This is a genomic window from Burkholderia sp. 28_3 (genome assembly GCF_003253915.1).
GTDB classification, from domain to species: domain Bacteria; phylum Pseudomonadota; class Gammaproteobacteria; order Burkholderiales; family Burkholderiaceae; genus Burkholderia; species Burkholderia cenocepacia.
This window is the reverse complement of the sequence record NZ_QKZF01000001.1, coordinates 485,133-507,712: the sequence shown is the minus strand read 5'-3', so window position 1 is coordinate 507,712 and position 22,580 is coordinate 485,133. Positions and strand designations below refer to the sequence as shown.

At 67.1% G+C, this 22,580-nt stretch carries 19 protein-coding genes; 9 read left to right on the top strand and 10 right to left on the bottom strand.

What is annotated here, in order from left to right:
• The first annotated feature begins 375 nt into the window (after positions 1–375).
• Positions 376–1,782, top strand: a complete 1,407-nt coding sequence (otsA, locus tag DFS13_RS02405) for an alpha,alpha-trehalose-phosphate synthase (UDP-forming) (RefSeq protein ID WP_006483013.1) — start codon at positions 376–378, stop codon at positions 1,780–1,782.
• A gap of 259 nt (positions 1,783–2,041) precedes the next feature.
• Here the strand turns inward: otsA and ftsH are convergent, their stop codons facing one another.
• Positions 2,042–4,018 carry an ATP-dependent zinc metalloprotease FtsH gene (gene ftsH, locus DFS13_RS02395; protein WP_109342490.1) on the bottom strand — a complete coding sequence of 659 codons (1,977 nt, stop codon included), beginning with the start codon at positions 4,016–4,018 and terminating at the stop codon, positions 2,042–2,044.
• 471 nt (positions 4,019–4,489) lie between these two features.
• Between ftsH and DFS13_RS02385 the strand changes: the two genes are divergently transcribed.
• Positions 4,490–6,154, top strand: a complete 1,665-nt coding sequence (locus tag DFS13_RS02385; protein ID WP_060211135.1) for an acid phosphatase — start codon at positions 4,490–4,492, stop codon at positions 6,152–6,154.
• A gap of 85 nt (positions 6,155–6,239) precedes the next feature.
• Here DFS13_RS02385 and DFS13_RS02380 read toward each other — a convergent pair whose 3' ends face one another.
• Both DFS13_RS02380 and DFS13_RS02375 read right to left on the bottom strand, forming a co-directional pair.
• A complete protein-coding gene (locus tag DFS13_RS02380; RefSeq protein WP_060211136.1) occupies positions 6,240–7,736 on the bottom strand; it encodes an FAD-dependent oxidoreductase in 1,497 nt (498 codons plus the stop codon).
• Between the two features lie 264 nt (positions 7,737–8,000).
• Positions 8,001–8,210: a hypothetical protein gene (locus DFS13_RS02375; RefSeq protein WP_006483048.1), complete on the bottom strand. Its 210-nt coding sequence runs from the start codon at positions 8,208–8,210 to the stop codon at positions 8,001–8,003.
• 460 nt (positions 8,211–8,670) lie between these two features.
• Between DFS13_RS02375 and DFS13_RS02370 the strand changes: the two genes are divergently transcribed.
• The 3 genes from DFS13_RS02370 (at position 8,671) to DFS13_RS02365 (ending at position 10,266) form a co-directional block, all read left to right on the top strand.
• Complete coding sequence (locus DFS13_RS02370) at positions 8,671–9,087, top strand: nuclear transport factor 2 family protein (RefSeq protein ID WP_006483012.1); 417 nt, start codon at positions 8,671–8,673, stop codon at positions 9,085–9,087.
• Positions 9,088–9,090: 3 nt separating this feature from the next.
• Positions 9,091–9,243, top strand: coding sequence for a hypothetical protein (locus DFS13_RS40185; RefSeq protein WP_162838546.1), 153 nt, complete (start codon positions 9,091–9,093; stop codon positions 9,241–9,243).
• A 114-nt stretch (positions 9,244–9,357) separates the two neighbouring features.
• Positions 9,358–10,266 (top strand): NAD(P)-dependent oxidoreductase, encoded by a 909-nt coding sequence (locus DFS13_RS02365; RefSeq protein WP_059722762.1) that lies wholly within the window; start codon positions 9,358–9,360, stop codon positions 10,264–10,266.
• 229 nt (positions 10,267–10,495) lie between these two features.
• Here DFS13_RS02365 and DFS13_RS02360 read toward each other — a convergent pair whose 3' ends face one another.
• The 6 genes from DFS13_RS02360 to DFS13_RS02330 all read right to left on the bottom strand — a co-directional run bounded on the left by DFS13_RS02360 (position 10,496) and on the right by DFS13_RS02330 (position 17,858).
• A complete protein-coding gene (locus tag DFS13_RS02360; RefSeq protein WP_226245070.1) occupies positions 10,496–11,980 on the bottom strand; it encodes an EVE domain-containing protein in 1,485 nt (494 codons plus the stop codon).
• 461 nt (positions 11,981–12,441) lie between these two features.
• A complete protein-coding gene (locus DFS13_RS02355) occupies positions 12,442–14,307 on the bottom strand; it encodes a phosphoenolpyruvate carboxykinase (GTP) (protein WP_060211138.1) in 1,866 nt (621 codons plus the stop codon).
• 525 nt (positions 14,308–14,832) lie between these two features.
• Positions 14,833–15,609, bottom strand: a complete 777-nt coding sequence (locus DFS13_RS02345; protein WP_034202312.1) for a glucose 1-dehydrogenase — start codon at positions 15,607–15,609, stop codon at positions 14,833–14,835.
• 89 nt (positions 15,610–15,698) lie between these two features.
• On the bottom strand, positions 15,699–16,454 hold the full coding sequence (locus DFS13_RS02340; RefSeq protein ID WP_060211139.1) for an SDR family NAD(P)-dependent oxidoreductase: 756 nt from the start codon (positions 16,452–16,454) through the stop codon (positions 15,699–15,701).
• A 10-nt stretch (positions 16,455–16,464) separates the two neighbouring features.
• Positions 16,465–17,331, bottom strand: coding sequence for an SDR family NAD(P)-dependent oxidoreductase (locus DFS13_RS02335; RefSeq protein ID WP_060211140.1), 867 nt, complete (start codon positions 17,329–17,331; stop codon positions 16,465–16,467).
• A 26-nt stretch (positions 17,332–17,357) separates the two neighbouring features.
• Positions 17,358–17,858: a nuclear transport factor 2 family protein gene (locus tag DFS13_RS02330; protein WP_006483068.1), complete on the bottom strand. Its 501-nt coding sequence runs from the start codon at positions 17,856–17,858 to the stop codon at positions 17,358–17,360.
• 212 nt (positions 17,859–18,070) lie between these two features.
• Here DFS13_RS02330 and DFS13_RS02325 point away from each other — a divergent pair, with 212 nt between their 5' ends.
• Together DFS13_RS02325 and DFS13_RS02320 are read left to right on the top strand one after the other, a co-directional pair.
• Entirely contained in the window at positions 18,071–18,583 is a 513-nt protein-coding gene (locus tag DFS13_RS02325; RefSeq protein ID WP_060211141.1) for a nuclear transport factor 2 family protein, read from the top strand.
• A 52-nt stretch (positions 18,584–18,635) separates the two neighbouring features.
• A complete protein-coding gene (locus DFS13_RS02320) occupies positions 18,636–19,352 on the top strand; it encodes an EthD domain-containing protein (protein ID WP_006483047.1) in 717 nt (238 codons plus the stop codon).
• Positions 19,353–19,424: 72 nt separating this feature from the next.
• On the opposite strand, the gene DFS13_RS02315 is transcribed toward DFS13_RS02320, so the two are convergent.
• Positions 19,425–21,008: an isocitrate lyase gene (locus tag DFS13_RS02315; protein ID WP_006483004.1), complete on the bottom strand. Its 1,584-nt coding sequence runs from the start codon at positions 21,006–21,008 to the stop codon at positions 19,425–19,427.
• 406 nt (positions 21,009–21,414) lie between these two features.
• On the opposite strand from DFS13_RS02315, the gene DFS13_RS02310 reads away from it, so the two are divergent.
• Together DFS13_RS02310 and DFS13_RS02305 are read left to right on the top strand one after the other, a co-directional pair.
• Positions 21,415–21,936, top strand: coding sequence for a YbaK/prolyl-tRNA synthetase associated domain-containing protein (locus DFS13_RS02310; protein ID WP_034202309.1), 522 nt, complete (start codon positions 21,415–21,417; stop codon positions 21,934–21,936).
• Positions 21,933–22,571 carry a transcriptional regulator gene (locus DFS13_RS02305; RefSeq protein ID WP_048988232.1) on the top strand — a complete coding sequence of 213 codons (639 nt, stop codon included), beginning with the start codon at positions 21,933–21,935 and terminating at the stop codon, positions 22,569–22,571. Before DFS13_RS02310 ends, DFS13_RS02305 begins: the two co-directional genes overlap by 4 nt.
• Positions 22,572–22,580: the final 9 nt, after the last annotated feature.

The window sequence follows — 22,580 nt, the reverse complement described above, 5'->3', positions numbered from 1 at the left end:
TGCCGTCATGCGCGCACATGGATCGCCGACAAAATCGCCCGCCATGCGCGCCACGCGCCGCCTGGCCTTGCACACATTGCGTCCGCAGCCGTGCGCAAGTTTCGGTCCCGCTCCCGCATCGCGCGTTGCCGTGCCGTCGTCACCGATACCGCGCGACAGGCGGGCCCACCTCGTCCGTCGACACAGACTTTTAAAACGCACGAATGACGAGTATCCTAAAAAAAGCACTTCTCGACCGGACGGCGAATCGCATGCCCTGACTCCCGTCCGATCGCCATGCGGCCCCATCGTATCGCGCAGCGCGCGCCGATGGCGGCGTCTGCCTCTCGCGCCTTGGCCGCACGAACCTTCCCCCAACAATCGTCAGGAGAGCTGGTGAGCCGACTCGTCGTCGTATCCAATCGCATCGCAGATCCCCGTAAAGCCGCGGCCGGCGGCCTCGCCGTCGCCGTGAAGGACAGCCTGCAGGAAACCGGCGGCGTCTGGTTCGGCTGGAGCGGCAGGCTACGCGGCGGCGACGATCAGGCCGCACGGGGCGACGACGTGCAGATCCAGAACGTCGGCGGCATCCAGCTCGCGACGATCGATCTCGATCCGCAGGATTACGACGCTTACTACCTCGGCTACTCGAACAACGTGCTGTGGCCGGTGTTTCACTATCGGCTCGACCTCGCGCAGTTCGACCGGCGCTTCGCCGACGGTTACCGGCGCGTGAACCAGCTGTTCGCGCGCAAGCTGAGCACGCTGCTGCGGCCCGACGACGTCATCTGGGTGCACGACTACCAGCTGATTCCGCTCGCCGCCGAGCTGCGCGCGATGGGGTGCACGAATCCGATCGGCTTCTTCCTGCACATCCCGATGCCGCCGCCGCCGATCATGGCCGCGATCCCGGAACACGAATGGCTGATGCGCTCGCTGTTCGCGTATGACCTCGTCGGCTTCCAGACCGAATCGGATCTGCTGCACTTCGAGCATTACGTCGAGGCGGAAGCCGGCGCGGCGCGGTTGCCGGACGGCCGGCTGCGCGCGTTCGGCCGCACGCTGTCGGCCGGCGCGTTCCCGATCGGCATCAACGTCGACGAGTTCGAGTCGCTCGCGCGCGATCGCGACGGCCTCGACATGTTCGAGCGGATGCGCGACGAATATTCGCGCCGCCAGTTGCTGGTCGGCGTCGACCGGCTCGATTACACGAAAGGGCTGCCGCAGCGCGTGCATGCGTTCCGCCAGCTGCTCGAACAGTATCCGGAGAACCGCGACCGCGCGACGCTGATCCAGATCGCCGCGCCGAGCCGCGAGGATCTCGGCGCGTACGACGACCTGCGGCGCGAGATGGACAGCCTGTGCGGCGCGATCAACGGCGACTACGGCGAGCTCGAATGGATGCCGATGCGCTACATCCACCGCACCGTCGCGCGCAAGCGCCTGCCGGGCCTCTACCGCGCAAGCCGGGTCGCGCTCGTCACGCCGCTGCGCGACGGGATGAACCTCGTCGCGAAAGAGTTCCTCGCCGCGCAGGACGCGGCCGACCCCGGCGTGCTCGTGCTGTCGCGTTTCGCGGGCGCGGCCGAGCAACTGAAGTCGGCGCTGCTCGTCAATCCGTACGACACGCAGGGCACCGCGCAGGCGATCCAGCGCGCGCTCACGATGCCGCTCGAAGAGCGCCGCCAGCGTCACGCGGCGCTGATGGCGATCATGCGCAAGACCGACGTGCACTGGTGGCGCACGCGCTTTCTCGAAGCGCTCACCGAAGCGGCCGAAGTGGCGGCCGCGGCCGAATCCTGACGCGCTGACGCGCGCTCACGCGCCGGTCGTCGCGCATTCGAGCACGACGCCGTTTGCATCGCACGCGTCGACCGAAATCGGGATGCGCGCGCGTCGCGGCCGCGAGGCCGGCCCAGGTCCGGCGGACCGACCGGCGCACGGCCATCGCGCCCACGCGCACCCTGCCCGCTTCGTTCCGCACCATATCGACATCGACATGCGCGGTGTCCGGCTGCGGATCGACGTGCTGCCGCTCCAGCGCAAACGCCACGCGGCGGCTTCAGCGATCGTGTTCATGCGGCCGGCCGTACGCGACGAAATCGCGCTCGACCGCCGACGCCTGCTCCGTTTCGATCGCGCCGCCGCGCGCGCCGGCATCGTCACCGGGCGACGCCGGCGTGGCCGACGACGGTTCGACGCGCCCGTCGATCAGCGCCTGCAGCGCGTCGCGTTCGAGCACCTCGCATTGCAGCAGCCGTCGCGCGATGCGTTCGAGCGCGTCGCGCCGTTCGCCGAGCGTCGCCGCGACGCGCACATGCGCATCGGTCAGCAGCGTGCGCACCTCGTCGTCGATCATGCGCGCGGTATGCTCGCTGCAGCGGCCGTCGGCGCCATGCCATGCGCCCGGCATACCCTGGCGCGCGTCGCCGTCGTCGAACGTCGCGAGCCCGATCTTCTCGCTCATTCCGTATTGCATGACCATGTGGCGCGCCATCGCGGTCGCGCGTTCGAGGTCGTTCTGCGCGCCGGTCGACACATCGCCGAACACGAGTTCTTCCGCCACGCGCCCGCCGAGCAGCGCGTCGATCCGGTCGAGCAACTCGCTGCGCCGCAGGACGTAGCGATCCTCGGTCGGCACCTGCTGCGTGTAGCCGAGTGCGGCGACGCCGCGCGGAATGATCGACACCTTCTTCACCGGGTCGCAATGCGCGCGGCTTTCCGCGACGAGCGCGTGGCCGGCTTCGTGATATGCGATCGTCAGCTTCTCCTGCTCGTTCATCACGCGGCTCTTGCGCTCGAGGCCCGTCAGCGCGCGGTCGATCGCTTCGTCGAAATCGGCCATGCCGATCGCCGGCTTGCCAAGTTCGGCCGCATGCAGCGCGGCCTCGTTGACGACGTTCGCGAGATCGGCACCGACGAAGCCCGGCGTGCGCGACGCAAGCTCGCCGAGATCGACGTCGGCCGCGAGCTTCACGCGCTTCACGTGCACGCCGAGGATCTGGCGGCGGCCGTTCACGTCGGGCCGGTCGATCGCGATGTGGCGATCGAAACGGCCCGGCCGCAGCAGCGCGGGATCGAGGATCTCGGGCCGGTTGGTCGCGGCCATGATGATCACGCCGGAGCCGGCCTGGAAGCCGTCCATCTCGACCAGCAATTGATTGAGCGTCTGTTCGCGCTCGTCGTTGCCCGACATCGGGCCGACGCCGCGCACCTTGCCGAGCGCATCGAGCTCGTCGACGAACACGATGCACGGCGCCTTCTGCTGCGCCTGCTCGAACAGGTCGCGCACGCGCGCGGCGCCCACGCCGACGAACATCTCGACGAACGCCGAGCCGCTGATCGAGAAGAACGGCACGGCCGCCTCGCCGGCCACCGCGCGCGCGAGCAGCGTCTTGCCGGTGCCGGGCGCGCCGACGACGAGCACGCCTTTCGGGATCTTGCCGCCGAGCCGCTGGTAGCGATCGGGGTTGCGCAGGAACGCGACGAGCTGCTGCAGTTCGGCCTTCGCTTCGTCGATGCCGGCGATGTCGTCGAACGTGATGCCGGTTTCCTGCTGCACGTACACGCGCGCCCGGCTCTTGCCCATCCCGGTGAAGTCCTGCAGCCCGCCGCGCTTGCGCAGCATCATGTTCCACACGAACACGAGCAGCATGAGCGGCAGCAGCCACGATGCGAGCGACGCGATCCAGCCGGTGTCGGGCGTGCCGTGATAGCGGATGCCGGCGGCGGTCAGCATGTCGATCAGGTGTTCGTCGGTCACGCGGCTGGTCGTGAAGCGCCACGGTGTGCCGGCCTGCTGCACGACCGCGGCGTCGGACGCCGGCAGCAGCGTGCCGGCCTGCGGCATCTTCAGCGTGCCCGAGATCGACGCGGGGCCGACCTCGAGATCGTCGACCAGCCGCGCGGCGACGAGCCGGTGGAAATCGCTGTATGCGATCGGTGTCGACGTCGGATGCAGCATCAGCAACTGCGCGGCGAACAGCACGAAGAAGCCCGCCGCGATCAGCAATCCCGGGTAGTCGAATTTCCTGTCCATGGCATCGGGCCGGCCGTATCTGCTGCACGGCGTGCGCTCACGCCGGCACGCGCGCGCAACCGGTACGCGGCCGCGGCAGCCATGCGAAAACGCCATGCATCCACGTCATCGTCGCCTCGCTGTCTCGCGTCGTTCGTCGCATCGATGCCGCCTCGGCAACCCGTGGGCCGGCGTCGCCGGGCGATCCTCGCCCGGGCGGCGCGCCGCGACGCGCCGCCCCTGATTCCAGTCTAGTTCGCGCGTGGACGTCGCGCAGCGCTCGCGGCGCAAGCGTCGAATCGTCCGACAAACGGCTTTCATCCGCCCCCTTGCCGCGCTATAGTCGCGTTCATGACATTTTTGTGACAGTCGCATCGTGCCGCCGCGCGCGATGCCGGCCGTTGCATCCCGCGCCGCATTCGCCGCAGCCCGCGCGGCCGCCGGGCGCGCATCGAACGACCAGCCCACCCGCCCACCCGAGGAGCCCACGACGTGAACGACACCCCCGATCGCCCCGACGACCTTCCCGCCGATCCCGACCGCCGCCGCTTACTCGGCGGCCTCGCCGCGCTCGGCGCCGGTGTCGCGCTCGCCGGCTGCGAAACCACCGCGGGCAACGCGCCGCGTTCGGCCGCTGACCTGCGCATCGACGAGGCGTTGCGCCAGCGCGTGCGCCACATCGTCGTGATCTATGCGGAAAACCGCAGCTTCGCGAACCTGTACGGCGATTTCCCGGGTGTCCGTTATCCGCTGAGCGAAGTGCGGCCCGAGCATGCGCAGCAGCTCGACCGCGACGGCAAGACGCCGCTGCCGGTGCTGCCGAAGATCTGGGGCGGGCTCGTGCCGCAGGCGCAGGAAGTGGACGGCAAGCGCTACGCGATCGCCGAGCGCGACATCGACAAGCTGCCGAACGCGCCGTTCCGGATTACCGATGCGCAGGGCAAGCCGCTGCCGAACGGCGTGATCACGCGCGACCTGTGGCACCGCTTCTACCAGAACCAGATGCAGATCGCCGACGGCCGCAACAACCAGTTCGCCGCATGGGCCGATTCGGGCGGCCTCGTGATGGGCCATTACCGCAATTCGGCCGACACGCTGCGGCTGTGGAATCTCGCACGGCAATACACGCTGTGCGACAACTTCTTCATGGCCGCCTTCGGCGGTTCGTGGATGAACCACATGTTCCTGATTTCCGCGCAGCCGCCGCGGTATCCGGACGCGCACAAGCATCCGCATGCGGCGAAGCTGCTGTCGAAGGTCGAAGGCGACGATCCGGCCGGCACGCGCCTGAAGCTCGCCGACGATTCGCCCGCGTCCGCGCTCGACGGCCCGCCGAAATTCGCGGTCGACGGCCCGCTCACGCCGGACGGCTACGGCGTGAACACGATGGCCCCGCCGTACCAGCCGAGCTACGTGCCGCCGCCCGATCCGGGCAATGCCGCGTATGCGGACCCGGCCGACCATCGCGTGATGCCGCCGCAGGGCTACGCGACGATCGGCGACCGCCTGTCGGAAAGGAACATCGACTGGGCGTGGTACAGCGGCGCGTGGCAGTACGCGCTCGAGCATCGCGACACGGGCACGGTGCCCGATTTCCAGTACCACCACCAGCCGTTCAACTACTTCGTGAACTACGCGCCGGGCACCGAAGCGCGCCGCAAGCACCTGCGCGACGCGGGGCTCGGCGACGAGCCGTCGACCAACCACTTCATCGCCGACATCGACGCGGGCCGCCTGCCGGCCGTCACGTTCTACAAACCGCAGGGCAACCTGAACATGCACGCGGGCTATGCGGACATCGAATCGGGCGACCGTCACATCGCGACCGTGATCGACCATATCCGGCGCGGCCCGCAATGGGAGAACACCGTGATCGTGATGACGCACGACGAAAACGGCGGCTGGTGGGATCACGTCGCGCCGCCGGTCGGCGACCGCTGGGGCCCCGGCTCGCGGATTCCGGCGCTCGTGATCTCGCCGTTCGCGAAAAAGGGCTTCGTCGATCACACGCTGTACGACACGAACTCGATCCTGCGCTTCATCAGCCGCGTGCACGGGCTCGCGCCGCTCGACGGCGTGGTCCTGCGCGACAACGCGTTCGCCGCGCGCGGCGCGACACCGCCGGGCGACCTGACGAACGCACTCGAGCTCGGCTGACCGCCATCCGGTCGCCGCAAACGACGACGCCCCGGGCCATCCGATGAATGGTCCGGGGCGTCGTTCGTTTCAGGCCCCGGCGGCGCTACGCGGCGCTGCGCACTGCGTCGCGCACGGCCTGCGCCGCATGACGGCCGGCCTGCCGGCCGAAGAACGTCGCGTCGGCCAATGACAGCCCCGAACTGTATCCGGCGCCCCAGCGCGGCAGCCCGCACGTCGTGCGACCGGCTGCGTAGAGCCCCGGCACCGGCGTACGCGTCGCATCGAGCACCTGGCCGGTGGGCAGCGTATCGAGCCCGCCGAGCGTGAAGTGCGGATAGAACGCGTAGTCGATCCGGCAATCGAGCGCGACGAACGGCGGCTCGATCAGCGGCTGCAGCCACTGCTTCGCCTTGTGGAACAGCGGATCGACGCCGTCGGCCGCATGGCGGTTGTAGACGTCGACGGTCGCCGTCAGCGTGCCGGCCGGCATCCGCAGGTCGCGTTCGACCTCCTCCCAGGTTTCGCCGGCCGCCGCGATGCCGATTCGCGCGATGGCGGGCGGCTCCTGGTACGTCGCGTGATCGACGAGCAGGTAGATGCGATCGTCGGCCTGATGGAACGCATGGTGGCCGGTGCGGCCGTGATAGCCGTCCTCGTTGACGAAGCGCTGCCCGCGCGCGTTCACGAAAATGCCCTTGATCAGCGCTTCGGGCGCGTAGAACGGCAGGCTGACGAAGCCCTCGTCCATGTGGATCGCCGCACCGCCCGCGCTCTGGCCGAGCAGGATGCCCGACCCGTCGTCGCCCGGGCTGCCGATCGGCTCGTCCGAGCGCAGGAATTGCGGCGCATGCCGGCGCACCATGTCGCGGTTCATCGCGAAACCGCCCGCGCACAGAATCACCGCACGGCGCGCACGCACGAACACCGTGTCGCCATACGCGCGCAGCACGACGCCGCGTACCGCGCCGCCGTCGTCGACGATCAGCGCCACCGCGCGCGTGTCGTAGCGCGTGGCCACGCCGAGCGCCGCGACACGCTCGGCCAGCACGCGCATCAGCAGTTGCCCGCCGCCCCAGCCCGGCCATTGCGGCGTGTGGCCGCGCGGGCACGGCTTCGCGGCCTCGCTGAACGGCCAGGCTTCCTCGCTGCCCGACCAGATCAGGCAGTCGTCCGTTTCCGGTTCGACGATCCGCTCGGCGATGAACGTGTTCTTGTACGTCACGCCCTGCGCGACGAGCCAGTCGTGGTGCGCCAGGCTCTCGTTCGCATAGAGGCGCACCTTCGCGTCGTCGGCGTCGCGGCCGCCCGCGAGCATCAGGTAGCGATACAGGTCCTCGGTGTCGTCGGTGAAGCCGGCCTGCCGCTGCGCGGGCGTGCCGCCGCTGCCGCCGAGGTAGATCTCGCCGCCCGACAGCGCGCTCGTGCCGCCGTAGCTCGACGCGCGCTCGACGATCAGCGTGTCCGCGCCGGCGCTCGCGGCCTCGATCGCGGCACACGCGCCGGCCGCGCCGAAGCCGACGATCACGACGTCGTGGTCGGCGTCCCAGCGGTGCACGTCGCGCAGGTTCAGGGGATGGGTCAGGGAATAGTCGAATGACATGACGAATGGATCGGCGTGGAGGAAATCTGCGGGATGCTGCGGGCGCGGCGATGGCCGCCCGCGTGGACGACCTGACGCGAAGCAGCGTGGTCGATACGAAGCCCATGCGCCGCGCGGATGGAACGCCGACGACATGAAACCTGACCGGCTACGCTGCCTGATGCGACACGCCACGTGTCGTATCGCGTGCGCTCGCCGAAAGCGGTCCACGCGCCATCGCGCCGCGATGGCGCCCTTCCTGCGCGGCTCGAGCCCGCACCGGCGTCACATGCCGCGCAGCGCGGCGAAACCGAAGTGCGACGGATCGATCGGCACGCACCCGGTCGGCAACCCGTTCGGATCGACCGAGCGGCATTGCAGGATGCCGGCCGCATACGGCGGCGACGGGACTTCGTCCGCGCCGTATCGCGCCATCGCCATGGCAGCGAACGTGCCCATCGCCAGTACGCACAGCTTGCGAGTCGTCAGTCTCATGATCGTCGTCCCCTCCGGTTGGCCGCTGGTGCGGTTCGTGTCCGGCGTGCCTCGCGTGCCGCACCGGATGACTGCACGGTAGCCAGCGCCAGGCCGGCGGCCATCGTCCGTTTCGACTAGGGGCAAACGCTGAGCGGACCGGGCGCCGCATGTCGCGCCGCAGCATCGATACCGACGGCATCGCATGCCTGCGGGGCAGGCAATCACGTGACACGCCTTGCTCGACCGGTCGCTTCAATCGTCAGACGCATGTCCTGCTTCGTCACCGCATCGCACCATCGACTCGCGCGCGTACGCCGCACGCCGGCCGTCCCCGGTGTTTTCCCCGACCCCGGCCCTGCTCCGTATGGGTGATGAAGGTCGACCGGTCCAGTGCGAACCTGCGCATCGACGTCGCAATGCCGCCGCGTTCGCATACGCGACGCGACCGACTCTTTCCGTTCTTCCACGGGAGCACTGCATGACCGATTCGCATTCGCGCCACGCGCTGTACGAGCTTGCGTGCCGCTACGCCCAGGCCGTCGACCGGCGCGACTGGCCTCGCCTCACCGCCCTCTTCACCGCCGACGCCACGCTGGCCGGCCCCGGCTTCCGCTTCGACGACCGCGACGCGATCGTCGCCGGCATGCGCGTGATCGAGCGTTACGACGCGACCCAGCATCACGTGCACAACCAGCTCGTCACGCTCGACGGCGGCGAGGCCGATGTCGAGACCTACGGCGTCGCATGCCACATGTACGTGCGCGACGGCGTGAAGCGCAAGCTCGACTGGGGGCTGCGCTATCGCGACCGCTGCGTGTTCGACGGCGGCACGTGGCGCTTCGCCGCGCGCACGCTGCACGTCGACTGGTCGCAGGATCTGCCGCTGGAAGGCTGAACGATGCGTGCTTCTGCTCGCTTCGCCGGCGGCATCGCAGATGCCGCGCTGTTCCTTGCCGGCGGGCTCGCGACGCGGATCACCGGCACGATGCGGGACGTCGACGGTGACGCGCTCGCGGCAGTCAGCGGGTATCGCGACCCGAACGGCTTCTAGACCCACTGCCATGCGTCGCGGGCAACGGCTTCGATTTCCGAGCAGCGGCCAGACACACCTGCCGCTTCATCCGTTCATTTCACGCGGCGCCCTTGCGCCGCCACCGGAGACACCATGAAGATCCTGATCGTCGGCGGCACGGGCCTCATCGGCGGCCACGCCGCGTTGCATCTGCACGCGCAAGGCAATCACGTGACGCTCGCCGCACGCAAGCCGGCCGCGGCCGGCAGCGCGCTCGCGCAGTTCGACGTGCTGCAACGCGACTACGTGGCCGGCAATTTCACGCGCGACGATCTCGCGCCGTTCGACGCGGTCGTGTTCGCGGCCGGCAACGACATCCGCCATCTGCCGCCCGGCACCGACGAAGCCGCGCACTGGGAACGCGCGAACGTCGATGCGGTGCCGCGTTTCTTCGCACTCGCACGCGATGCGGGCGTGAAGCGCGCGGTGCTGGTCGGCAGCTTCTACCCGCAGGTCGCGCCGGCGCTCGTCGACACCGTGCCGTACGTACGCTCGCGCCATCTCGCCGACGAACGCGTGCGCGCGCTCGCGACGCCGTCGTTCGCGGTGTGCAGCGTCAATGCGCCGTTCGTCGTCGGGTCGGTGCCGGGGTTGCGCAACGAGATGTTCGCCGCGTACACGGGGTATGCGAAGGGCCAGTTGGCGGGACTGCCGGTGTACGGGCCGGCCGGCGGCAGCAACTTCATCTCGACGCAATCGCTGTCGGAAGCGATCTGGGGCGCGCTGCAGCGCGGCGAGGCCGGCAAGGCCTATCTCGTCGGCGACGAGAACCTGAGCTTCGCCGACTACTTCGCCGCGTTCTTCCGCGCGGCCGGCAACCCGCGCGACGTGCCATCGCTCGACCAGGAGCATCCGCTGCTGCCCGACATCGCGATCTACACGGGGCGTGGCACCGTCGTGTCGTACGAGCCCGATCCGGCGGATATCGCACTGCTGCGCTACCGGCGCGGCGACGTACAGCGCGCGGTCGACGAAGTCGTCGCGCATTGCAGCGCGCGGTGAGCGAACGGGTCAAGCACGGCGTGGATACGAAAACGTCCCGCCGCCGGCAACAAACGCCGGCGGCGGGACGTCAGGGTCGATAACGATGCGTATCGCGTCAGCCGCCGATACGCTGCTCGATCTTCTTCATCGTGTCGGTCATTTCAGCCGGCAAGCGCAGCTTCAGCGTCTCGAACGGAACCACGATTTCTCGTGCGACCTACACGTCCTTCCAGTCGCTGAAATACGGCTATTTGCCCAACGCATTGAACCAGCCCGGACCGATCGGTGCATAGCCCGTGGTGCCTGCCGCCGCGGCCCGCGCATTGATTCCGAAATCAGGCCACGCGGGGTAGTACGCACTCGAGTTCGCCTGTGGCGTTCCTTCGATCTTCGCGGTGCCCGGGGTACCCGTCGAACCAGTCGTCGCACCGAGCGTCACGATGCCGAAGTACGGCTCGTAGATGTTCGTGCTGTTCGGCATCGACAACGCCATATCCGAATAGCAGTATGCGTACACCGGACCGTATGCGCCCTTCGGTTGCTGCGCGATCCATGCCATCAGCGCACGGTATTCACGCGCCTGGTTTGCTTGCGTGAGGAAAGGCGCATTCTGCATGGTCCGGAAATTGGCATTCGTATATTGCGTCGACGAGCCACCCAACGTTCCGGTGAAGTTGGTCGCGCCGTCCGTACCGGTCGTCGGCGCACCGAATTCGGTCAACGCAATGGCCTTCGCGCCATCACCGGCTGCGTTCATCTGGTCACGCAAGCTCGTGCCGGTATAACTCGAAAACGTATTACCGGTACTCGACGGCCACGCGTACGACGGCGACGAAAAGGTATGCCACATCATGTTGAACGCATTCGAGTATTGCGGATATGTCGAGTTGAGCGCCGTGCTCGGGCATTGGTCCTGAGCCGATTGCCAGTCGTCGGAGTAACAGTAAGGATGATGGGCGAGCGCATCGAAATACCCGTGCGCGCCGTTGGCGTACATCACGGCGAGCCAATCGCGCGGATCCCACTGCGTCGGGGCGGGATAGCCCGGGCTGCTCGAATCGACGAGTCCCGCCACGCCGTTCGGTGGCAGTGCACCGCTCGTGTTGTTCGGATACGTCGTGCAGGCCGCGCTTCCGCCCGCATACACATAAGCGCCCGGGTTCGCTTGCTTGATCGCCGGATATGCACTCTTCAGGATCTGTGTATACAGCACCGGATCGTGAGGCATGAAATCGATGCCGCAATTCGGTTCGTTCCAGATTTCCCATGCGTCGACCTGTCCGCCATAGCTGTCGCTGCCGTAATGCTTGGCCGCGGCCCGAGCAAAGTTGGTGTAGTGAGTTGGGTCCGGTGCGCACAGCCATGACGGAACGCCGTTCGCCTGCTGATAGCCGCCCGAGCATTTCGAACTGGCCGCCCACGGCGGGGTCAGCAAAATCAAGCCCAGCACTCGCAGCCCGTTGTTGCGTGCCGCACGGATAACCGTGTCCGTCACGCCCCAGTTCAGTCCATTGCCGCTGCCTGGATTCGGATCGTTGACGTCAATGCTGGTTTGCGACGGTTGAATGCGCGCCCAGTTGATATCGATCCGAACCCAGCGAGCATTCGTCGCGGCAAGACCGGCCATGTAGTTGTTGATCGCTTGCGTCGGGTTGCTGGCGTTCTGATTGATGATGTCGTTGATTTCGCTGCCAAGGTTGATGGCAGGCACCGGCGTATTGGTCTGGCCCATTGCGGGTCGGCCAGCCAGCAGCACGACGACGAATGCGATGCACACGAAGCCGGCCGATCTCGAGTTCGATCGGCCATTCCGGCGGCCGGACAGTACACGACCCGCCACGTCCGATAGCCACCTCATCGATTCAGCAATCATCAACGCCCCCAAGGAGTTTGTATCGGAGCGTCGCCAATTTCGCAGCCAAATTCCGACACGAGAAACGGCGCGCCCAATCCGATAACCGACGACGTCGCTGTGTCGACGGACGAGTCGTGATTGTCCCGAATCGATCGGCGCGCAAGCGTGCGTTATCGCACTCATCCATGTCGGGGAATATGCGAAACGGGCTGTCGCGAGACAGGCTGTGCCGGCCAGCAAAAATCGTTCGCCACGCGAAGCGAAGAAACAAAAACGTCCCGCCGCCGGCAACAAACGCCGGCGGCGGGACGTCAGGGTCGATAACGATGCGTACCGCGTCAGCCGCCGATACGCTGCTCGATCTTCTTCATCGTGTCGGTCATTTCAGCCGGCAAGCGCAGCTTCAGCGTCTCGAACAGCGCCGCATGCAGCTTCAGCTCCTCGCGCCATTCGTCGGCGTTCATCGACGTCACCGCATCGAACTGATCGCGCGTGAAATCGAGGCCGTCCCAGTGCAGGTCTTCATACGCAGGCGACACGCCGAACGCATGCTCGCCGCCACCGCCGGTGCCTTCGAGGCGATCGAGCATCCACTTCAGTACGCGCATGTTCTCGCCGAAGCCCGGCCACACGAACTTGCCGTTCGCATCCTTGCGGAACCAGTTCACGCAATAGATCTTCGGCAGCTTCGCGCCGGCGGCTTCGAGCTGCTTGCCGAGTTTGAGCCAGTGCGCGAAATAATCGCTGACGTTGTAGCCGCAGAACGGCAGCATCGCGAACGGATCGCGGCGCACGATGCCCTGCTGGCCGACGGCTGCCGCGGTCGTCTCGGAACCCATCGTCGCGGCCATGTACACGCCTTCGACCCAGTCGCGCGCCTCGGTGACGAGCGGTACCGTCGTCGAGCGGCGGCCACCGAAGATGAATGCGTCGATCGGTACGCCGGCCGGATTTTCCCAGTCGTCGTCGATCGACGGGCACTGCGCGGCCGGCGCGGTGAAGCGCGAGTTCGGGTGCGCGGCCTTGCGGCCGGTTTCCTTGGCTATGTCGGGCGTCCACGGATTGCCCTGCCAGTCGGTCAGCTTCGCGGGCGGCGTGTCGGTCAGCCCTTCCCACCACACGTCGCCGTCTTCCGTCAGCGCGACGTTCGTGAAGATCACGTTTTCCTTGAGCGTGGCGATCGCGTTCGGATTGGTCTTCACGCCCGTGCCCGGCGCCACGCCGAAGAATCCGGCTTCCGGGTTGATCGCATACAGGCGGCCGTCGCGGCCCGGCTTCAGCCACGCGATGTCGTCGCCGATCGTCGTGACCTTCCAGCCGTCGAAGCCCTGCGGCGGGATCAGCATCGCGAAGTTGGTCTTGCCGCACGCGGACGGGAACGCGGCCGCGACGTGATACTTCTTGCCGGCCGGCGACGTCACGCCGAGGATCAGCATGTGTTCGGCAAGCCAGCCCTGATCGCGGCCCATCGTCGACGCGATGCGCAGTGCGAAGCACTTCTTGCCGAGCAGCGCGTTGCCGCCGTAGCCCGAGCCGAAGCTCCAGATCTCGCGCGTTTCCGGAAAATGCACGATGTACTTGACCGGGTTGCACGGCCACGGCACGTCCTGCTGGCCGGCTTCGAGCGGATGGCCGACGCTGTGCACGCACGGCACGAAATCGCCGTCCTCGCCGAGCACGTCGTACACGTCGCGCCCCATGCGCGTCATGATCCGCATGTTCACCGCGACGTACGGGCTGTCGGACAGTTCGACGCCGACGTGCGCGATCGGCGAACCGAGCGGGCCCATCGAGAACGGCACGACGTACAGCGTGCGGCCGCGCATCGAGCCGCGGAACAACCCGTTGAGCGTCTCGCGCATTTCGGCGGGCTCGATCCAGTTGTTGGTCGGGCCGACGTCGTCGCGCGAGGCCGCGCAGATGAACGTACGATCCTCGACGCGCGCGACGTCCGACGGGTCGGATTGCGCGAGATACGAATTCGGGCGCTTCGCCGGGTTCAGGCGCTTGAGCGTGCCTTGATCGACCATCGCCTGGCACAGCGCATCGTATTCTTCCTGCGAGCCGTCACACCACACGACGCGCTCGGGCTCCGTGAGTGCCGCGATACGCGATACCCAGTCGATCAGCTTGCGATGTTTGACGAAAGCCGGCGGAGCGATCAGCGGGCCGTGTGTCGCTTCGGCCATGGTGTTTTGCGACATGGGGATGTCTCCAGATTATTGGCGGGGATGGGGGATGCGGGGCGAGCCCGCGAGATGGGGAATGCGTGCGGAGCGCAGGAGGATGCGGCGCGCAGGACGGGACGCGCGAGCGGAGCGCGCGTCGATGCCGCGATGCGTGCGAGAGAAGGTGAAGTCTCGTTAGAGGGTGCGAACGCGAGTTTCGCCATGCAAGCAACCTGCCATACAACTCCATGCCGGCCAGCATACCATCGCCGTTATTGGGCGGGCGTTGCGTTGCAACAAGAAACAACTGTGACGGCGCGCCGGCATGCGCGTTGCAGACAGGTCCTTTTTACAGGCGTGGTCGCGCGGGCTTTGGGGACGAAACGGCCGCGACGGCCGCCCCGCAAGGGTTTCGCACGAGCGGCAATTTCACCCTGCCGCTCGTGCGTACTCGCGACGCAAACGCGCGCCGCGCGAATTCGCGTTTTCGCTACTCAGGCAAACCCTGAATTAGGTTGCGTACACAAACATCCTGTTTGAATGCCCGCCACACGTCCCCGCTCAAAACGGTGCGCCAGGCAATCCGGGGTAATACGCGCCCGCCGCCATCCCGCCGTCGACGGCCAGTTCCGCACCGTTGCAGTACGACGCTTCGTCGCTCGCGAGGAACAGCGTCGCGCGTGCGATCTCGTCGGGCAAGCCGACGCGCTGCAGCGGCACGTTCGCATAGTGCCGGTTGATTTCCTCGAGCGGCGCGCCGGTCGGGTTCGACATCGCGGTGTTCACGCCGCCCGGATGGACGGAATTCACGCGCACACCCTGGTGACCGAGCTCGAGCGCGGCGACCTTCGTCAACCCACGCACCCCCCATTTGCTCGACACGTACGCGGCCAGCGCATTCACGCCGCGCAGCCCGTCCACCGACGAGATGTTGACGATCGATCCGCTCTGCTGCGCGATCATGCGCGGCGCGATCGTGCGGATGCCGACGAACGTGCCGACCAGATTGATCGACACCGCCCGCTCGAAATCGCGTTTCGACAGCTCGGTGATGCCGCCGAACGTCAGCACGGCCGCGTTGTTGACGAGCACGTCGATGCGGCCGAACTGCTCGACGGCCGCCTCGGCCACACGCGCCCAGCTCGCTTCGTCGGCCACGTCGAGCCGCACGAAGCGCGCCGCGTCGCCGAGTTCGCGCGCGAGCGCTTCGCCTTCCGCGTCGAGCACGTCGCCGATCACCACGCGAGCGCCCTCTTCGACGAACAGCCTGCACGTCGCGGCGCCCATGCCGCGCGCGCCGCCCGTGACGATCGCTACCTTGCCTGCCAGTCGACCCATGTCGTCCTCTCTCGATTCCGGTTTGCCGGCAGCGCTGCGCACGCATGCGGGCGGCTGCCGAATTGATGATGGGCACACGCCGTGCGACGTCAGCCCCAGTACGCCTGTCCGCCGTCGAGCGGCAGCGTCGCGCCCGTCAGATACGCGGCGTCGCGACTCGCGAGAAACACGATCGCGCGCCCGATGTCCTGCTCGCAATCGCCGACGCGGCCGAGCGGGATCGTGCGGAAGAACGCGGCCGCTTCCTGTGGATGCGCATCGATCCAGCCTTTCAGGCCCGGCGACAACGCATGCGGCGCGACCGCGTTCACGCGGATGCCGTCCGCGCCCCATTCGCATGCGGCAGCGCGCGTCAGCGCACGAATCGCCTGCTTGGTCGCTGCATACGCGCCGTAACCGGACGCATCCCAGCGCACCGCGGCCGACGACGCGAAATTGACGATCACGCCGTCGCCCTTCAGATGCGGATGGCACGCGCGCATCATCCGCAGCGTCGCGATCGGCCCCGATTCGAGTCCCGCCAGAAAATCCGCGTCGCTCACGTCGAGCAGGCGGCCGAGCGGCACGACCTGCGCGTTGTTGATCAGGATCTGCACGCCGCCGCACCGCTCGACGACGGCCTCGACGCACCGCGCGATCTGCGCGGCGTCCATCACGTCGCAAACGAACGCGTCGGCCAGGCCGCCGCGCGCACGGATCGCTTCGCACGTCGCGAGCAGCTTGTCGCGCGTGCGGCCGACCACCGCGACGTGCGCGCCTTCGGCGGCGAGCGCATGCGCGACGCCCTGGCCGACGCCCTGCCCCGCGCCCGTGACGAGCGCGACCTTGCCGTTCAGGATGCCCATGCGTGCTCCTTTAGGCGACGATCGCCGGATGGGCCTGCACCGGCCCGCCGAGCAGTTCGCGGTACGACGGCGGCTGCTTGCCGTCGAGATCGGCGATGCCGTATTGCAACGCGGCTTCCGCACCGACGAGCACCTGCCCCGACAGCGCCATGCGCCGCGGATCGTCGTGGATCGCATGAATCACGCGGCCCGTGAATTCCGGGCTTTCGGCGACGAGCGAAAACTCCTTGTACAGATCCGGATGTTCTTCCCATACGCGCGTCGTGCGCTCGGTGCGCAGCGGCCCCATCCAGATCGACACGGCCGCGACGTCGAAGGGCTTCAGGTCGACGGCCATGTCCTTCGCGAACTTGTCGACGCCGGTTTTCTGCGCGCCGTACGCCGCGCCGTGCATGTAGCAGCTCGCGCCGAACGACGACGTGAACGCGATCAGCCCGCTGCGGCGCTTCGCCATCAGCGGCGCCGCGTGCCAGCTCGCGACGTACGCGGAGCGCAGCCCGACGTCGAGGATGTTCACCAGATCGAGCGATTTCTCCCAGAACGGGCCGGGCAGGATCAATTGATCGTGCAGGTAGGTCGCGTTGTTGACGAGGATGTCGAGCCGCCCGCCGTCGCGCTCGACACGTTCGAACAGCGCCTTCACCTGTGCGTCGTCCGCGTGGTCGCAGGCCACCGCGATCCCGCGGCCGCCGAGCGCGTCGATCTCGCGTGCGGTCTCGTGAATCGTGCCGGGCAGCGGCGCATCGCCTTCGCGCTGCGAGCGGCCCGTCACGTAGACGGTCATGCCGGCCGCACCGAGCGCCCGCGCGATACCCTTGCCGGCACCGCGCGATGCGCCCGTCACGACGGCAACCGGCGCATCGTGGTTCTGTGTCATGTTCGATGTCTCCTGTGGAAGGTTCATCACGCAGCCGGCGGCTGCGCACCGGCGAACAGCACGCCCGGCGCGTCGCCTTCGTAGCGGGCCGACAGCGTCGACGTGACCACGCAGCGCGTGGCCGCGATCTTCCATTCGCCGTCGACCTTGCGATACACGTCGTCGTAGGTCGCGCCGAGCTGCGTGAGCGTGCGCGCGTGCGTGTCGATCATCTGGTAATGCAGGCCCCACGTACCGCGCGCCTGCGTGTCGTCGATCACGGTGATGTCGGGATTCACGCCGTGATGCATTTCAACGATGTGCGGATGGCAGCCAAGCCGCTCGAATACGTCGACGAGCGCGTCGCGCGTGTCGAACGTGCCGATCCGGCCGTAATCGATCTGCACGGGGCCGGCCACGAAGCAGTCGCGCATGCCCTGCGGATCCTTGCGGTCGCAGCACGTGAAGTAGCGCGCCTTCAGCCGGCGGATCGCATCGGCGTCCTCGAGCCTGCGCACGCGCGTTTCGAGCGATTCGATGAGGGTCATCCCGTCTCCTTGTTCGGTGCCCGCGCGGTTCGAAGGCCGCGTCGATGCCACGTTACCGCCGCGCGCTGCGCCGGCCATCACCCGTTCGGATGAAACCGGCGCTTCGTCGAAGCAGCGCGGCGCGCATGCGCACGCGGCTTTCGTCCGAACAGACGATGTGATGCAGGCGGCCTCGTCCCTACCATCGAACGACACCACCACGAGACACGCCGATGGACGACACGACCCGCATGCTCCACGAATACGAGCAGATCCGTCAGTTGAAGTACCGGTATTTCCGCGCGGTCGACACGCACGACTGGACGCTGCTCGCGGCGTGCCTGACCGAGGATTGCGAGGCGCGGCTGTATGGCGGCCGGTATGCGTACGACGGCCGTGACGCCTTCGTGTCGAGCCTGCGCGAACTGATCGGCAAGCCGACCTTCCTGACGATGCATCACGGCCATCACCCGGAGCTCACGCTGGTGTCGGCCGAGCACGCATGCGGCATCTGGTTTCTCGAGGATCATGCGATCAATCTCGACGACGGCTACCTGCTGCACGGCACCGCGTTCTACGACGACCAGTACGTGAAGCGCGACGGCGTATGGCGCATTCATGCGACGCGCCACGAGCGGTTGTTCGAAACCGTCACGTCGCCGATTCCACCGTCGTTCACGCTGACCGCGAACCGCTTCGCCCCCGGTGCGCATCGAGCGGCCGGATCGACCGAAACCGCTTCCTGAACCGCGGCGGCCACGCCGCCGCTCCCGTCATTCCCTTCCCGGAGCCGGAACCATGGAGAAAGTCATTTACGTGTTGTGGCGCGATGCACAGGTCGCGCCCGATCAGTGGAGCCGCGGCGTACGCGCGCAGCTCGCCGACCGGCTGCTGTCGCTCGGCGCGCACGGCGTGCAGGTGAACGTCGCCGATGCCGACGTCGCGCCCGCCGCCGGCCTGAAGCAGACCAACACGCAGCCGGGCATCGACGGGATCGTCGCGGTATGGGTCGACAGCGCGAACGCAATGTTCCGCCAGCCGTTCGACGACGCGGTGCGCGCCGTGGTCCCGCACATGGCCGCGTATCTCGTCACCGAGTCGCAGCCGATTCCGAACACGCGCTTCCCCGCGCGGCCCGGCGAGCGTACGACCGGTTTCTCGCAGCTCGCATTCCTGAAGCGCCCGCCGCGCCTCACGCACGAAGCGTGGCTCGACGTGTGGCACGGCCATCACACGCGTGTCGCGATCGATACGCAGGACAATTTCCTGTACGTGCAGAACGTCGTCGTACGTGCGCTCACGCATGCGGCGCCCGGCTACGACGCGATCGTCGAGGAATGCTTCCCGGCCGCCGCGATGACCGATCCGCACGCGTTTTTCGATGCGGTCGGCGACGAGGAGAAGTTCCAGCGCAACGTGGCCGAGATGATGGACAGTTGCGGGCGCTTCATCGATTTCGACAAGATCGACGTGGTGCCGACGAGCCAGTACGTCGTGAAGGCCGTGCGCGGGTGACGTGCCAGGCTCGGGCAGACAAAAAAAAGCCAGCCCCGCGGGGCTGGCTTCGTGCTTCGGGTCGGACGACGATCAGAACTGGTTCATCGTGTTGTCCTTGCCCGCGGCCTTCAGCGCCGCTTCGCCGCTGAAGTATTCCTTGTGATCGTCACCGATGTCCGAACCGGACATGTTCTGGTGCTTCACGCAGGCGATGCCCTGACGGATTTCCTTGCGCTGCACGCCGGCCACGTAGCCGAGCATGCCCTGGTCGCCGAAGTATTCCTTGGCCAGGTTGTCGGTCGACAGCGCGGCCGTGTGGTACGTCGGCAGCGTGATCAGGTGATGGAAGATGCCTGCTTCGCGCGATGCATCGGCCTGGAACGTACGGATCTTCTCGTCGGCCAGTTGCGCCAGTTCGGTCTCGTCGTATTCCACGCTCATCAGCTGCGCGCGGTCGTAAGCCGACACGTCCTTGCCCGCTGCCTTCATCGCGTCGTACGCCTGCTGACGGAAGTTCAGCGTCCAGTTGAACGACGGGCTGTTGTTGTACACCAGCTTCGCGTTCGGGATCACCTTGCGGATCTCGCTGACCATGCCGCCGATCTGTGCGATATGCGGTTTTTCGGTTTCGATCCACAGCAGGTCGGCGCCGTTCTGCAGCGACGTGATGCAGTCGAGCACGCAACGTGCTTCGCCCGTGCCGGCGCGGAACTGGAACAGGTTGCTCGGCAGGCGCTTCGGACGGAGCAGCTTGCCGTCGCGCTTGATGACGACGTCACCGTTGCCCAGCTGGTCGGCCGACAGTTCCTCGCAATCGAGGAACGAGTTGTATTGATCGCCCAGGTCGCCCGGCTGGTTCGTCACGGCGATCTGCTTGGTCAGGCCGGCGCCCAGCGAATCGGTACGCGCGACGATGATGCCGTCGTCCACGCCCAGCTCCAGGAATGCGTAGCGGATCGCGCGGATCTTCGCGAGGAAGTCCTCGTGCGGCACCGTGACCTTGCCGTCCTGGTGGCCGCACTGCTTCTCGTCCGACACCTGGTTTTCGATCTGGATGCAGCACGCGCCCGCCTCGATGAACTGCTTGGCCAGCAGGTAGGTCGCTTCCGCGTTGCCGAAGCCCGCGTCGATGTCGGCGATGATCGGCACGACGTGCGTGACGTGGTTGTCGATCTTTTGCTGGATCGCGGCCTTGGCGGCAGCGTCCTTCGCGGCATCCAGTTCGCGGAACAGGCCGCCCAGCTCACGGGCGTCGGCCTGGCGCAGGAACGTGTACAGCTCGCGGATCAGCGCGCTGACCGAAGTCTTTTCGTGCATCGACTGGTCCGGCAGCGGGCCGAACTCCGAGCGCAGCGCGGCGACCATCCAGCCCGACAGATACAGGTAGCGGCGTTCGGTGCTGTTGAAGTGCTTCTTGATGGAGATCATCTTCTGCTGGCCGATGAAACCGTGCCAGCAACCCAGCGACTGCGTGTACTTGGACGGATCGGCATCGTACGCGGCCATGTCGGCGCGCATGATCTTCGCGGTGTACTTCGCGATGTCCAGGCCGGTCTTGAACTTGTTCTGGGCACGCATGCGGGCGGCATATTCGGGGCTGATGGCATTCCACGCGCTGCCGTGGTTTTCCTTCAAACCAGCCACTGCCTTGATGTCGTCTTGATATTGGGACATGTCTATCTCCTGGGAACGAAGCGCATTTGAGTAAAGGGTTCAGCGTGCCCGCCGCGTGTGACGAAGCGAACTGCATGGACTCAATAGTAATCCCGTCCAGCGAAATTTCGGTCAAGTCTTATATAAGACATAAGATATAAATTTCTGTTGTTTTTCAATGAGATAGCCAGGCGTTTTTGCGATGCAAAACACGGTTTCAAGCGGCGGTAAAACGCGGCGACAGGAATCCGGCGCGTATCCCGCAATATGAAACGCCCTTTCGGCTGCTGAAGAACGACATGCCTGGGCCGCGGTCGGGCAACGACGAGCGCGCCCCCCTTTGTCACAGCCATGACAAAACGTCTATACTTGGACAATTCTTTGATCCGCGCGCATCGGCGCGCCGGCCTGCCTGCTCCGGAGCACCATGAACGACTCGCCCGTTTTCGACACGCTGTGCGAACTGCTGAATACCGCCGGCGCGCGTTTCCGCGTGCTCGAGCATCCGGCGGAAGGCAAATCCGACGCGATCGCCGCGCTGCGCGGCACCCGTCCCGAACAGGGCGCGAAGGCGATGCTCTGCACGTTCAAGGATGGCGGCGCCGCCACCGCGCTCGCGGTGATTCCCGGCCACCTGAAAATCGACTTCCGCAAGGTCGCCGATGCGCTCGGCCGGCGCAAGGCGACGCTCGCGTCGCCCGACGTCGCGGCCGCCGTCACGCGCTGCGTGATGGGCGCCGTGCCGCCGTTCGCATTCGATTCGAACGTGACGCTCGTCGTCGATCCCGCACTGGTCGAACACAATGACGAGATCGCGTTCAACGCGGGCCGGCTCGACCGCTCGGTCGTGCTCGACGCGGCCGACTACGTCCGGATCGCGCGCCCGCTGCTGGCCGGCATCACGCGATCGGAAACGACGGACACCCCGGCTCCCCAGGACCACGCATGAGCACGAACGACACACCACGGCCGTCGGAACAGGCCTCGCTGATCGAGCAGGTGCAGCGCATCGCCGAAGGGCTCGGCGCGATGTTCGCGCCGTTCACCGAGGTCGTCGTGCACGACCTGCGCACGCCGGAGCACGCGATCCTCGCGATCCACAACAACCTGTCCGGACGCGCGGTCGGCGATCCCGCGACCGAGCTCGGCCTCGCCCGCATCGCCGACGACGATTTCCCGCAGGTGCTCGCGAACTACCCGAACCGCTTCGCCGACGGCCGCACCGCGAAAAGCACGTCGATCGGCATCAAGGATTCGACCGGGCGCTACGTCGCCGCGCTGTGCCTGAATGCCGACGTCACGCTGTTCCGCGGCTTCCAGGGCATGCTGAACCAGTTCTGCCGCACGGACGGCGAGACCGTCGTCGAAACGCTCGACCCGGCCGGCGCGGACGCGATCCGGCAGCGCATCGACGCGTTCGCGACGCGCCTCGCGACGACGCCGCGCGAGTTGAAGACCGACCAGCGCCGCGAGCTGATGCAGACGCTGAAGGCCGACGGCTTCCTCGAAGTGCGCCGCGCGATGGAAATCGTGTCGCAGCATCTCGGCGTCTCGCGCGCCACCGTCTACAACGATGCGAAGTGACGCCGCGCG

Coding starts and splice junctions, on each gene's coding strand:
- DFS13_RS02365 (WP_059722762.1), top strand. CDS start 9,358: ATGAAGATCCTGATCGTCGGCGGCACGGGCCTCATCGGCGGCCACGCC.
- DFS13_RS02310 (WP_034202309.1), top strand. CDS start 21,415: ATGAACGACTCGCCCGTTTTCGACACGCTGTGCGAACTGCTGAATACC.
- DFS13_RS02355 (WP_060211138.1), bottom strand. CDS start 14,307: ATGTCGCAAAACACCATGGCCGAAGCGACACACGGCCCGCTGATCGCT.
- DFS13_RS02345 (WP_034202312.1), bottom strand. CDS start 15,609: ATGGGTCGACTGGCAGGCAAGGTAGCGATCGTCACGGGCGGCGCGCGC.
- DFS13_RS02360 (WP_226245070.1), bottom strand. CDS start 11,980: ATGGGCCAGACCAATACGCCGGTGCCTGCCATCAACCTTGGCAGCGAA.
- DFS13_RS02315 (WP_006483004.1), bottom strand. CDS start 21,008: ATGTCCCAATATCAAGACGACATCAAGGCAGTGGCTGGTTTGAAGGAA.
- DFS13_RS02335 (WP_060211140.1), bottom strand. CDS start 17,331: ATGACACAGAACCACGATGCGCCGGTTGCCGTCGTGACGGGCGCATCG.
- ftsH (WP_109342490.1), bottom strand. CDS start 4,018: ATGGACAGGAAATTCGACTACCCGGGATTGCTGATCGCGGCGGGCTTC.
- DFS13_RS40185 (WP_162838546.1), top strand. CDS start 9,091: ATGCGTGCTTCTGCTCGCTTCGCCGGCGGCATCGCAGATGCCGCGCTG.
- DFS13_RS02325 (WP_060211141.1), top strand. CDS start 18,071: ATGGACGACACGACCCGCATGCTCCACGAATACGAGCAGATCCGTCAG.
- DFS13_RS02380 (WP_060211136.1), bottom strand. CDS start 7,736: ATGTCATTCGACTATTCCCTGACCCATCCCCTGAACCTGCGCGACGTG.
- DFS13_RS02320 (WP_006483047.1), top strand. CDS start 18,636: ATGGAGAAAGTCATTTACGTGTTGTGGCGCGATGCACAGGTCGCGCCC.
- DFS13_RS02375 (WP_006483048.1), bottom strand. CDS start 8,210: ATGAGACTGACGACTCGCAAGCTGTGCGTACTGGCGATGGGCACGTTC.
- DFS13_RS02330 (WP_006483068.1), bottom strand. CDS start 17,858: ATGACCCTCATCGAATCGCTCGAAACGCGCGTGCGCAGGCTCGAGGAC.
- DFS13_RS02305 (WP_048988232.1), top strand. CDS start 21,933: ATGAGCACGAACGACACACCACGGCCGTCGGAACAGGCCTCGCTGATC.
- DFS13_RS02340 (WP_060211139.1), bottom strand. CDS start 16,454: ATGGGCATCCTGAACGGCAAGGTCGCGCTCGTCACGGGCGCGGGGCAG.
- DFS13_RS02370 (WP_006483012.1), top strand. CDS start 8,671: ATGACCGATTCGCATTCGCGCCACGCGCTGTACGAGCTTGCGTGCCGC.